The following is a 10,970-nucleotide window of genomic DNA, read 5'->3' as shown; positions in this document are numbered from 1 at the left end:
ACCGAGACCTCATCGCGTGTAAATCCCTTCTCCTCGTCGATCAGTCTCGCGGTCACGGTGACGTCCCCGTCGCGGCCGTCGTTCCGGATCTCCGCGTTCACGTTGTACACGAGCCCTTTTGCGAGGCTGATGTCCCGGATCGCAGAGTCCTGTACGACCTTCGGGTCGGGGCCGACAAGCCCAATACAGCCTGCTGTGAGAACAAATACTGCAGCCAGGCTCAAAATAAGCATTGATCTGCGCATAAAGAGGGTCAATGAGTAACGCTATATGAATTCACAGGAACCGGCGGGTTATGCCCATCGACTCAGAACAGGATTACCGGTGATAGCAGCAGGGCCTCCGTTCATGCCGGTCCTGTTCTTCCTGCAGGGTTCAGCCGCCCCGGTACCGCGACCGGACCCTTGCCGGGAGGATGCTCTGCCGGAAGACCCGCTCGAAGTAGCGGTCGGTCATCCCGGCGATGAAGTCCCGTGCAAGCTCCGCAGGCGCCGCGGCATCGACATACGCGCGAGATGCCCACGGCGCGTTGATGAGGTCTTCGTAGACCAATGATGCCTCGCGTTCCTCCTCGATATCCTCGAGGGTGCGGTCGAAGAGGTAGCAAAACATGAACCGGATCTTCTCTCGGTTCGCGAGGAGCCTTGGGTTTTCGTAGATGTGCTGCATATTGAACTCTTTGAAGGCCGCCACACACGCAGACGCCTCCCCTGAGAAGGCGATGCAGTCGGCATCGTAACTCCCGGCGATGATGTCGCGGATTAGGACGTCGAGCACTCTTCGATTAACTTCCGAGAAATTTTCCTTCTTTCGCCCGGCGATACCGAAAAAGTTCATGCAGTTCTCCGGGAAGTCATCGAGATCCCGTTCATCGATGACCGCGACCTCGAGAGCGTCCGCGAGATCGCGGCCGAGGTAGGAGATGCTGTCGGCGATCCTCACCACACACCCCTCGGCGGTGAGGGGGAGGGCATCGCCCCCGGCCTCGATCCGCGCCAATTTCTCCGCAAACGAGGCCCAATCGGCCTCGCCCTCGACCGTGAGGCTCCGGTCATGGACTTCACCGTTGTGGCAGAGGATCCCGTCCAGCACCTGTAGCGTGAGGTCGCAGTCCTCGACGACGTCGAGGAACCGGACGCTCTGGACGTTGTGCCGGAACCTCCCGAGCCCATGCTCGGTGCAGAGTTCGTCGAGGAACTTCTCCCCGAGGTGGCCGTAGGGGACGTGGCCGATGTCGTGACCGAGGGCGATCGCCTCGATCAGGTCCTCGTTCAGGCAAAGAGCTCTTCCGATCGTCCTTGCGATCTTCGAGACCAGCTGGACGTGGAGGACGCGGTGGGTGATGTGGTCGTTCTCGACGAGGTAGAAGACCTGGGTCTTGTCGATGTAGCGCGAGTAGGCCTTCGAGTGGACAATCCGGTCGGCGTCGCGGGAGAACGGCGGCCGGATGACCGGGTCCTCGGGTTTGCGGCCGGACCGCCTGAGGTAATCGGCGTTCCGGGTCGCCCGGTGCGAGAGGAGCGATTCGCGGTCGGCCATATTCCGTTCCATACGGTCAAAGATACTCTGCGGGATCTCCATCGGGTATCCTCCGGGAAGGCAGGCCAGGTTCGGTCGGGCCACCCTCCGGTAGAGAGTTCTCGGCCGGGAGAGGGGATAGGGCTTTCTGTACCGGGTAGAATCCGCGCAGGCTATATTTCCGATGCACGTACCCTTCCCGCATGTACCCGGAAGTCATCATCCACAACAGCGTGAGCCTCGACCACGCGGTGACGGGGTTTGAGGTCGATCTCGGCCTGCACTACGGCGCGCTCCTGGCCCTCGAGCCGGGGGCGGTCCTTGCGGGGTCGACCACGGCAAAGACCGGGATCGAACTCTTCATGGACATCACCCTGCCGGAGGCAGAGGCCGACCGGCACCGGCCCGAAGTGCGGCCGGACGACCGCCGCCCCATCTGCGTCATCGTCGACAGCAGGGGCGTGCTCAAGGGCCTGCTCCACTTCTACCGGAACATGGAGCATACGAAGGACGTCGTCGTCCTCGTCTCGGAGACGACGCCGGAGGAGTACCTTGAGTACCTCCGCGAGCGGGAGTACCCGTTCATCCGCTGCGGCGGGAACCGGGTGGACCTCCGGGGGGCCTTATGGGAGCTCGGCGAACGGTTCGGGGTCTCACGGGTGGTCTCCGATACCGGCCCCGAGTTGAACAACGTCATCATCCGGGAGGGGCTTGCCGACACGATCAGCCTGATCGTCCACCCGGTCATCGTTGGCGAGGGTGAGAAGAAGCTCTTCGACCGGGCCGGGGGGCGGGCGGCGCTGGAACTCCGGAAAGCCGTGCCGATGGAGCACGGCACGGTCCACCTGGTGTACGCGGTGAAGAAGTAGAGGGGGTTCCGGGAGAGGTCCGGCAGGCTGCCGGTTCCGGAAGAAGAGGAGATTGCCTGAGACCGGGCAAGCAGCTCCTCAGGCACTGATGGCGCAGAGCGTCCCGCTGCCGGTCATGTAGAGCCAGTAGCCCTGCATCGGCTTCATCTCCCCCATATCGCTGTGAAGGCCCGTAGCGCCGTTGATCATTGAGGTCTCGTACACACCGGCTCCGGCATCGTAGCCGATCAGGGTCGTCCAGGCATCACCGACGGACGACAGAGTATCCCGTGCCGGTGCAGGGATCGTATCGGAGAACCCGATCGCATTCCAGCCCCGGGAAAGAGTCGTTTCCGGCGGAGCCTGAAGCGGATCTTCGTTGAACGAGAGCGGGACCGATGCGTCCTGGTCGGCATAGACCCAGTAACCCTGGAGCGGGCGGACCTGAGAGGACGGGTTCATCTGAAGCCATGTTTCGGTCGCGGCATCGTAAGCATACAGCGGTCGGCCGGCCATATCCACAGAGAGGAATATCTCAGCGGTATCGTTTCCTGCCGAGAGCCTTCTCGGTGTCGAGACAAAGTTCCAGCCCCGGCTGAGGACGATGGTATCGTTTATGGAGGGGCCGATAGACCCACCCTCGACCGCTACGCTCCCGGAACGAAGGTTGTTCGCCCGGTTGGCATCGGTCACCGTGCAGTCCGGATCGACCTGGACGGCAACCTCCATGGTCCCGGAGGCGGACGGTGTCCATGCAAAGGCCACAGTAGCGCTGCCGCCGGGCCCGAGTGCGGAGATCTCCTTCCGCCCGACCTCTGTTCCGTCGACGGCGAGGGCGACGGCCGTCCCGGGCGCTGCTGCATCACCAGTATTCTCGACCGTTGCCGTCACTGTGTAGGTGGTTCCGGTGGAGGCCGATGCCGGGACCTCAAGAGAGGTCACGGCAAGGTCGGGGAGGGCTTCGGGTACCGTCAGGGTGAAAGCATCAAAACTCATCCCGTCCGGGTAGATCTCGAGCACCTCGTTATTGTCGTCCGAGACGAGAGCCACCTCAACGAACTCCATCGTGGCGCTTCCGTTTTCATGGACGATCACCTTCGTGTAGCCCAGGGTGTGCTCGAGGCTGTTCTGGTAGCCGTCCGGCCTTTCGGTCGAAAGCGGGTAGAGCGGGCCGCCGCCTGTGCCGGTGACGACGTAGTTGACGCCGTCGACGAGATAGCGCTCGTAGGCATGGACGTGACCGGAAAAGACGGCCGAAACGCTTTCATTGGCGATCACCGGCCCCCATTCTTCACGCAGGTAGATGTTGCCGCCGGGATTGCGCCCTTCTGAAGTATAGGGCGGGTGGTGGAAGGCGACAAACTTCCAGTCGTCTTCGCCAGCAAGGTCCGCTTCCAGCCAGGCGGTCTCGTCGTCCATCCGGTCGCCGATCCAGGTGTTGGAGTCGAGGACGGCAACGTGCGCCCCGGCGCAGTCGAAGGAGTACCACTCGGGCATGCCGAAGGCGTCGTAATAGGCGCTGCTGTTCTCTTCGTGGTTGCCGAGGGCCGGGAAGAAGCTGGTGTTCGCGAAGACCGGGTCACCGGCTTCGAAGAATCTCTCCCACTCGGCCGCATCGTCCACCATGTTGACGGTGTCGCCGAGGTGAAGGACAAAGAGCGGTTCTTCGGCGGCGATGCGTTCGGCAACGAGGCTATGCCGCTCGAGCTGGGTGAAACTCTGGGACTCCTGGGTGTCGCCGTAGACGATGAAGGTGAATTCTCCGCTTTCCGGGAAGGTGCTGAAGGTGCGGTCGCCGGTAGCGGTACCCTCGGCGACGACGTGGTAATGGTAGCGGGTGCCGGGAGCGAGACCGGCGAGGTCTACGTGATGGAGGTCAGTCACCGAGGGATCGTCGATCGTGTGCTCGTAGCCGCCGTTTGCGGCGTAGTAGGTCTCGTCGGCGTACTCAACGCTACCGTTCGACGGAAGGTCGGTCCGCCAGTGGATCGTGGCCGTTGTCGTCGTGGTGCCGGTGACATACGGAGCCCACTCGATTGCGGCGGTCGCTGCGGCGACGGTGACGGTTGCCGCACCGGTAATACCGCCTGCGGTGGCGGTGACATCGGTCGTGCCGACGGCGAGGGTCTCGAAGAAGCCGGTGGCGTTCACCGTGCCGACCGAGGTGTTTGAGGAGGCCCAGACGAAGACGGTCTCCACAACAGGCGCATCCGCTACATCGTAGGCGGTGGCGTCGAACTGCTGCGTCTCACCGAGCACGAGTGCCGCAGAATCGGGCGAAAGGGCAATCCTGGCGATTGAAGGGGTGGTATACGTGATGATGCCGTCCTGCCATGAACCCATCATCGGGTAGTCGTCCGCGTAGGTGCCAAACGACATGGGAGTATCGCCGATGCCGTCGCCGTTTGTGTCGGCGCCGGTGTAGAGGGAGTAATGGTTGCCGACGTAGCCGGTGTATGCCGTGCCGCGATAGGTGTAGGCCACCTCGGCCGGGGAGTGGTAGGTGTTCGCGGTGGCGAGTTCAACGGTGCCGTCGAAGGTGTTGGCCCAGATAATGTTGTCTGCAGCCTGGTCTTTGGCGCAGATCTCGTCGTCGGCGTTGTTCTCGCAGGTGTTGTTGTAAATCAGGTTGTCGTGGGCGGTGTCGCGCAGGCTGATGCCGCGGCGGGTGTTCTCGTGGCAGGAATTCTTCTCGACGGTGTTGTTCGCTGCCGTGCCGCCGAGGTGGATGCCGTTATAACAGCCGGCGCAGTCGTTGCCGGTGACGACGCAGTTATTGAAGCCGACGATCTCGATCCCCGCGATGTGCTCGTTCGTCGGGCCGCGGACTGCAAACCCTTCGACGGTTGCGCCGTCGGCGTCGACGTCGAAAACCGGCTTGTCGGGGGCCGCAGCCGTGACGGTGACGGCATCGGAACCGTTCTCGGTGCGGATGACGAGCAGTTTGTCCACCAGGACGTTCTCGGTGTAGGCACCGTCCTTCACGACGATGGTGTCGCCCACGGTCGATGCCGAGACCGCATCGGAGATGGTGGTGAAGTCCGCACCCCCGTCGTCGTCGACGTACCAGGTCGTCGGCTCCTGCACCGGCGCTGCGATACTGCCGTCCTTCCACGCTCCCGCCAGGGGTGCATGGTCGGTGCCGAGGCCGTCCGGGAGGACGTACGGGGTGTCGATGATCCCGTCGCCGTCGGTGTCGTCGCCGGTGTAATTCGACCAGAAGTTGCCGGGGTAGCCGGTGTACTCCGTGCCCTTGTAGGTGTAAGTGACCGGGGTGGTGGCGTTCCAGTAGGTGGTGGTCGGGGCGGTGCTGTCCGTGTAAAGAACAGCACCCGATATATTGTTGTTCAGGTAGAACCGGTTTCCGTCGCCGGTGTCATAGAAGCAGATGGCGGTGCCACCAAAAGAGTTCCCGGTAATAACGTTGTCGGTTGCCGTTGTCTTCCATAGTCTAATTGCTTCATTGTGAGTGTTCTTGAAGGTGTTGTTGGCGACGGTGCAGCCTGTTACTTCACGAAGGGTGAGAGGGCGAGATCCTGTGCAGTTCTCGAAGAGGTTGTCCTCGATGGTTGCATTTGTAGATTCTTTCCTGATATACAGGGCGCTGGTGGTCACAGGTATGTTGACGAAGGTGTTGTTGACGATCCTGGCAGATGCACTGTATACATTGACTCCTGTATTGGTCGTAGGAGATAATAGGTTTTGAACGCTGTTGTTTGCAAAGGTGCAGTTCGGCGCACGAATTAGTATGGTGGCTGATCCTGTCAGCCCGTCAAAGACACAGTCTCTGATAATGCAATCTGAACCATATGTCGCCACCTGACCGGCTTTGAGGATCCTAAGTCCTTCGAATGTTGTTCCGGCCCCCTGTTCTCCGATATTGAGACTATTTCCTGTGCTATCCACTGTGACACAAGCGGCCCCCTCACCCTTAATGGTGAGATTAGGCACGGTTATGCTATAAAATGCCGGGTAGGTCCCTGCTCTGACGAAGATTGTGTCGCCCTCTGTAACGGCGCCCAGAGCCTCCGAGATAGTGGTGTAAACCCCATCTCCACCGTCGTCGTCGACGTAGAGGGTCGCGGCCGCAGTTGGTGCGACGAGGAGAGCAAGCAGGATAAGGCAGAATATTCCAATCGATTTTTTCATTGTAATCACCAAAGAAAAGGGTTAGTTGGCGTGGTGATGGGTCACCACGAGCCCTACGTAGTCGGTTGCAACGCGAGAAGACAGATCTTCCTCCTCCTCATAAACATGCGTCACGTTCTGCTTCACGAGCACTGTGACATTCCCGTTGACGACGTAGTTGACGATGTCTGAGGTAATGTCGCCGGTGAGCGCCTCGTAGCCGGTACCGTCCTTCCAGATGTAGGTGGTGGCGCCCTGGTCGGCACTGGAGTCGTCGTGGCTGCTGGTCCCGACCCAGGTGACGGCAAGTTTCTCGATGTTGCCCGCACTCTCGGTGACGTTGAAGACGAAGCGCTGGGCAGCGTACTCGCCGAGGGTTAATGTGTTGTACTCGTCAGCGTCGTTGTCGTCGTCTGCGATCTTCGACGTGTCAACAGTGGTGCCGCTCGGGTTGTTCAGGCCCGGAGAGGCGCCGACGCCGCCCTCATACGCGTACTCGACGGTGTCGCCGGTAGTGTTGAAGTCGTAGCGGTGCGGCGGGTAGATCTTCAGGTACTGGACGTACTTTGACGAGAGACCCTTTGCCGACGGCCAGCTGCCGCTGCTATCGGTATAGTTGTGACGATACCAGGGATCGAACGACGCCTCCATATCGCGGAGCGTCAGGTTGAGCGAATCGTCGACGCCGGGGGAAGACGCCGGGGTGTAGAAGAAGAGCCTCATCCCGTAGGTATAATGGGGGACGAAGCCGTAATCAGAGTCCCACCAGGCGACGATCATGTCGCCTTGACTGCTGTTCGGTGTGTAGACGTTGTCGTAGCCGAAGTAGAGGGGGAACCCGTCGCTTGACTGGACCTTGAGCTCGTCGCCGTCGCTCATGCCGCCGACTTCATCGGTGATGTTGCTGACCCGGGAACCGTTGTGACCATAGAAGTTGATCATGTTCTGGCCGCCGTCGCCCCAGGGGTCGCCCGGATCGAAGGTCGGGCCCTGCATGTAGACCGGCCCGTTGCTGTAGACCGACGAGAGCGCCTGCAGCTCGGCGAGGTTGAAGGTCTCGGAATCGACACTCTGCGAGTAGTTGTTATCGGCATACTTCGTTACGGTCACGCTCGTTGTTGCCGCCACGACAGGCGTGACAAGGACGAGCAGTACAATGCTCATCGTCATGACCGCAATGAATGCAGCCCGGTGCGAGGGAAGTCTTTTTCTGGAGAGCATGTTTTTTTTACACTCCTCTTTAAACAATTCCAATTTCAGTAACGAACGATATAATATAGTGTGTTTAATAAACAAGGTTTATCAGTCAGATTCGCATCTATGAGGAGTGCCACGTAAACCGAAGCTAATCGATATCCAGGCGATGTATATGCAATATTGTGGAGCCCGAAAGATCAGCCTTAAATCGAATGAATTTTGGCCTTTCCGGGCCCGGCCATCGGGAGGACGACCCCCCGAACCGGGATATGAAACCGAACGGATGACAAAGGAGCGATAAATGATATATTGGGGTAGAATATTTACGCAGGTGCCGCGGAGGGCTTACCTGCGCGCCCCGGATCACCGGGATTTCTTGCGTCTCTGCAGGATGTAAATGGCTCCGACAGCGACGATCAGCACCGGGATCCCGGCCAGAGCCGCCCCGGGGATGGTGTCGGACCCTGGTCCACCTGCAGGAGCTCCGGTCTCGCCGGCCGAAGCCTCGGCAAGGGGCGTCTCAACCGCCTGCGAAGACGCTGTCTCCCCGGTAAACAGGGCGAAGACCGAGAAATGCGAGACCTTCGCCGTCACCGTCCTCGTGGCCGCGTCCACCTCGACCGGCAGGCCGACCCATTCGCCCGCCGCTGCGTCGTACCACCTGACAGAGAGGTCGGCGGCCCGGAGGTGCGACCACTCTTCCTCGCTGAGGGTGAAGGTGAGGGGGACGGCAGGACTGAACACCGCCCCCGCTGGCCCGCACTTCACCGCACGGCCGGCAAACGCATAGGTCGCACCGCCGGGGACCGGCGGTACGGCGCCTTCGTTCACCGTTTCAACCATCACTTCCCGGAGCGGCTTCCCGTCGGCACCGGTGGCGACCACGCCCGACGCCACCGCCAGGGTGCAGATGCGGTCCTCCGTCGTCACCGTGACCGACCGGGTCACCGTACCCGTAGAGGTTGTCTGAAGTTCTCCGGCCCCCGGTGTCTGTCCGGTCGTCGGTGTGGTGCTCTGCGCCGTGGTCCCCGAACCGCCGGCAGAAGAACTGCCGCCACCGTCGGAAGACGGGCCGCTGCCACCCGTCGAGACGCTCAGGTCGAAACGACGGCCGTCACCGGCCTTAAATGTCGCCGTTTCCCCGGCATACACTCCGTTCACCGTGAAACGGATCGTCCTCCCGCCATCATCATCGTCCCCCTCGACCACCAGTTTGTCTCCAAGTTCCGCGTAATTACCATACTTTCCGATCTCGGTCGTCGTGATCTCTCCACGTGTCTCGCCGTCGATCAGGGCGGCAACTGTCGTCCCGACCGGGGCCGGGTTCCCGTCGATCGTCACGCTGCCATGGAAGGCGCAGGGGAGGGCGGGAATCGCCCAGGCCCAGGATACCAGGGCAGAGAGAAGAACGAGTGTTATCACCGCCGTTCCGGTTCGTCCCATGCAACTCACCCGCTGATTGCACAGAGGCGTCCTGCAGATCTCATAAAGACCCAGTAGCCCTGCATCGGCTCGAGGTCGCGTCCATCCCCATGGGCCCCTTGTGCTCCATTGATGAACGAAACCTCATAACGCTGCTCCCCGGCGCCAAACCCGATGGCGCAACTCCACTCGTCCACAATCGAAAGGAAGGCATTCCGGGCCGACGTTGGAGAGAAACCGGTGAATCCGACAGCGTTCCACCCTTGAGCGAGAGTCCGCTCCGGGGGAGTGCTGACCGGGTCCGGATCAAAAGTGAGCGGCACAGTGCAGGGTGTCTCGGAGTACACCCAGTACGCCATGAGCGGGCTGAGTGGGTCATCTGCACGGAGCGTCTTCCATCCGGCGACGGCATCGTATGAGTACATCGGGCGGCCGACCATGGAAACACCGGAGAAGACTGCCGCCGTATCCAATCCAGATGCAAGCGTTCGCGGCACCGAGATAAAATTCCAGCCCTGAGAAAGAGGGATCACGTTGCCCTCTCCCACGTAGTTCCCGAACCGCTCCGCCAGCGGATAGCGGTCATACTGGGGGGAGAACTCCGGCGAATGGACTGGCAACGAATATATCGTGTCCCCGATCCCGTCGCCGTCTGCATCCTCCCCGGTATATCCGCGACCACCCACGTTCTCCCAGTAGTTCCCGACATACCCCGAATATGTCCGGTTTTCATAGACATAGGAGACCGGTTCAGTCGAGTTCCAGGCGTTCGGCCCGGCATCGACAGTCACGAGGAGCACGCTGCTTAAGAAATCGTTCATATAAACAGTGTTGTTCTCCGAACCCCACTCTACCACAAGACAGTGAGCTCCCTGGGGGTTACAGCAGTCGAGCACGTTATAGGCGATAAGATTGTCGCACGACGCCCTGAGATTGATCGCCCCTCCGCCTTCCGCACCGACGAGGGTGTTCCAGATGAACTGGTTCCTACCAGAAGACTCGGCCCAGATACCGTAATCGGCGTTATAACTCAGGTTGCACCCTGTCACAAGCGTATCGTCCGAACCCTCATAGAGATCGACGCCGCGGTAACAATTGTTGCAGGAGCAGTTCAGAATCTCGTTACCCGGCGCTGCGTGCAGGGAGATCCCGTGGCTGTTATTCGTGCAGACCAGATCCGCGAAGGTACACCCCGTCGCATCGAATACACCCAGACCGGCGCCGCCGGTTTCAGCATCCCGCAGGGTAAACCCACTGACGACGGCGCCGTCGGCCGTGACGGAGATCACATGATCGTCCTTTGACTCGGTCCTCGCCACGCGGATGATTGTCTTCTCGGGTCCGTTCTCCGACCGGACCACAATGCTCTTCCCGATGACGACGTTATCCTGGTAAGTCCCGTCCCTCACGATGACGCTGTCTCCCGCTCGGGCGGCGTCCACCGCCGCCTGGATGGTGGTAAAGTCTGCACTTCCATCGGCATCGACGACGTACGTCTGCGGTTCATGCGGCCCGGCCACCTCGACGGCGATCAGGTTCTCACGGGTGCAGGTGTCACTCCCCTGGTCGTTGGAGACGGTGAGCATCACCGTATAGACTCCATCGTTCTGGTATGTGTGCTTCGGGTTCTGTTCGGCGGAGGCCATGCCGTCCCCGAAGTCCCAATCCCACTCCGTCGGGACGTTTGCCGAGGTATCGTTGAACTGCACCGTGAGCGGGGCCTCCCCTGCAACCGGTTCAGCCGTAAAATCGGCTATCGGCGTCCGGGGTGTCTCGTTGCTGTAGATAGTAATGGTTTTGATGTTCTGCACCGAGACGCCGCTTGCCGAAGGATAGATCCCGGAATAGTAGTACCAG

Annotated in this window: 7 protein-coding genes; 1 reads left to right on the top strand and 6 read right to left on the bottom strand. The window is 60.8% G+C overall.

Features of this window, described 5'->3' with window-relative positions:
- On the bottom strand, positions 1–245 hold a 245-nt coding region (locus PLN84_RS11440; RefSeq protein ID WP_348532087.1), incomplete at its 3' end, for a hypothetical protein.
- 130 nt (positions 246–375) lie between these two features.
- Positions 376–1,581 (bottom strand): HD domain-containing protein, encoded by a 1,206-nt coding sequence (locus PLN84_RS11435; protein ID WP_292382682.1) that lies wholly within the window; start codon positions 1,579–1,581, stop codon positions 376–378.
- Between the two features lie 140 nt (positions 1,582–1,721).
- On the opposite strand from PLN84_RS11435, the gene PLN84_RS11430 reads away from it, so the two are divergent.
- On the top strand, positions 1,722–2,387 hold the full coding sequence (locus PLN84_RS11430) for a dihydrofolate reductase family protein (protein ID WP_292558703.1): 666 nt from the start codon (positions 1,722–1,724) through the stop codon (positions 2,385–2,387).
- Positions 2,388–2,465: 78 nt separating this feature from the next.
- Here the strand turns inward: PLN84_RS11430 and PLN84_RS11425 are convergent, their stop codons facing one another.
- The 4 genes from PLN84_RS11425 to PLN84_RS11410 all read right to left on the bottom strand — a co-directional run.
- Positions 2,466–6,515, bottom strand: a complete 4,050-nt coding sequence (locus PLN84_RS11425) for a NosD domain-containing protein (RefSeq protein ID WP_348532086.1) — start codon at positions 6,513–6,515, stop codon at positions 2,466–2,468.
- Positions 6,516–6,536: 21 nt separating this feature from the next.
- Positions 6,537–7,715, bottom strand: coding sequence for a hypothetical protein (locus PLN84_RS11420; protein WP_300182349.1), 1,179 nt, complete (start codon positions 7,713–7,715; stop codon positions 6,537–6,539).
- A gap of 339 nt (positions 7,716–8,054) precedes the next feature.
- Positions 8,055–9,134: a hypothetical protein gene (locus PLN84_RS11415; protein ID WP_292382688.1), complete on the bottom strand. Its 1,080-nt coding sequence runs from the start codon at positions 9,132–9,134 to the stop codon at positions 8,055–8,057.
- Between the two features lie 5 nt (positions 9,135–9,139).
- A partial coding sequence (locus PLN84_RS11410) for a NosD domain-containing protein (RefSeq protein ID WP_348532085.1) occupies positions 9,140–10,970 on the bottom strand: 1,831 nt, incomplete at its 5' end.

It is taken from the genome of Methanoculleus sp. (genome assembly GCF_035363275.1).
Taxonomy (GTDB): domain Archaea; phylum Halobacteriota; class Methanomicrobia; order Methanomicrobiales; family Methanoculleaceae; genus Methanoculleus.
The sequence above is the reverse complement of the archived record's forward strand: the minus strand, read 5'-3'. Positions and strand labels throughout refer to the sequence as shown.

Excerpts from the sequence above, each read along its gene's own strand:
- PLN84_RS11435 (WP_292382682.1), bottom strand. The coding sequence starts at position 1,581 with ATGGAGATCCCGCAGAGTATCTTTGACCGTATGGAACGGAATATGGCC.
- PLN84_RS11430 (WP_292558703.1), top strand. The coding sequence starts at position 1,722 with ATGTACCCGGAAGTCATCATCCACAACAGCGTGAGCCTCGACCACGCG.
- PLN84_RS11425 (WP_348532086.1), bottom strand. The coding sequence starts at position 6,515 with ATGAAAAAATCGATTGGAATATTCTGCCTTATCCTGCTTGCTCTCCTC.
- PLN84_RS11420 (WP_300182349.1), bottom strand. The coding sequence starts at position 7,715 with ATGCTCTCCAGAAAAAGACTTCCCTCGCACCGGGCTGCATTCATTGCG.
- PLN84_RS11415 (WP_292382688.1), bottom strand. The coding sequence starts at position 9,134 with ATGGGACGAACCGGAACGGCGGTGATAACACTCGTTCTTCTCTCTGCC.